Genomic DNA, 1,545 nt, shown 5'->3' with positions numbered 1-1,545 from the left:
ACCAATTCAATCTGCTTGCCTTGTAAATCCATCTGTTGCATCTGACTTTTAGCCGCAATATCTTGCTGCTTTTCCTGCAACTTCATTTCTTGTTCCGGATTCATTTGCTGTTGTTGGGCTTGTTGTGCCATTTGCTGCTGTTGCATCTTCTCACTCACACGATTAAGCAATGACGCAGGCAATGGAGAATAACGAAGTAGATCAAGCATAATATCCGGCGTAATCGCATTTTGAAGCAATGGGAGCAGCTGTGTGATGATACCAAAGGTGCGCTCTTTCTCATTCGGGCTGGTTGGAGCATCATCAACAACAATGTCATACTCGACACTCGTTACTTCTTCACGCGTCAATGGAATATATTGCGCATTCTCTTCACCAGATATCCGTACCAAACGACCATCGGACAAGTAATTCTGTATAAGGTGCAAAATAATCTTACCTTGCCGCTTGCGATACAAACGTAAACCATCAAACAGACAAGCAAGCAGATTTAAACTGGATTGGCGTCGTTGTGCCTCCAAAATACCCGCTTGTGTCACTTCCCTTGTACCAATGAATTCGGGTGATAAACCCGTCACCTGATTAATTGCTTCCTTAGCTTCATTAAACAGCTGGAAAAAGCCCTCTGGAAACTGTGCTACAGGCTTTGGTTGTATCTTGCCTTCTGCAAGAGCGCCATCTTCAGCAACTAGCAACGCATCAGCCCGCGCCCAATCTTGCATAGCCTGCCTGATGTCCTTAAACGCCCCTTCCTCGACAATAAGCCCCCCTTTGGATTGGCTATTAAGGATATACATCACTTGACTAAAATATTTATTCGCCCACCGTTGTGGATCTTTTGTCGGGCGCACAACCCCATAAAATTGCCGTTCTATCTTGTCAAAATACCCCGTTATACACTCCCAACCCAATTGACCAGCTGGAACTAAAGGTTGATCGGGGGATTCAAGCAACTTTCTCCCTAAAAAAGCACGTCTTACAACCTTTTTATTGAAAGCTGCCCCTTGAATATCGGGCATCATGCACTGGAGCTGCTTAAATTCTTCCTCGCTATAATCACGAAGTTCTCCAGTGCTTAAATCGGGCGCTTTGTAATATCGCTCGCTTTCAAACCAACGGCATTCAACAAGCGTGACCATCCGACGACCGTTTTCAACATCAATGCTCCCTTCATCACTGTAATAATCAAGATCATTATGGTGAACACCTTCATGAGAGCTCCCATCCCTTGCCCAATCTGCACTCAGCTCTGTCCAATGAGATTTGGGAAACATCTGCTTAGCTACTTCTAACGGCTTGCGGTCTACATACCACAAACGTTGTGCATCGGTTAAATTCGGTTGCACTGCCGCACTATCCCAGACCATTTTTAAAGGATCTAAACGCGTAATGACCGGTTCACCATCGAGGCTGTTCTCATAATCAAGGCGGGTATCAGTCCACCCCATTCCACAAATGACAGCATCTTGGAAAGCATCACTATCTGCATATTCAGCATGTGCCATGTCGCGAAACCATTCTGCTGCTCCTGTAAGCAATTCACTT

General features: G+C 45.2%; 1 protein-coding gene. It reads right to left on the bottom strand.

Annotated elements, in window-relative coordinates; all coding sequences use genetic code 11:
- Positions 1 to 1,545, bottom strand: a 1,545-nt coding sequence (locus ACFIMS_RS00255) for a phage portal protein (RefSeq protein WP_375696253.1), incomplete at both ends; no start/stop codon positions are given.

It is taken from the genome of Bartonella sp. AP331QHHD, assembly GCF_042195905.1.
Taxonomy (GTDB): domain Bacteria; phylum Pseudomonadota; class Alphaproteobacteria; order Rhizobiales; family Rhizobiaceae; genus Bartonella.
Note: the sequence above shows the minus strand (reverse complement) of the source record. Positions and strands in the feature narration are given on the sequence as shown.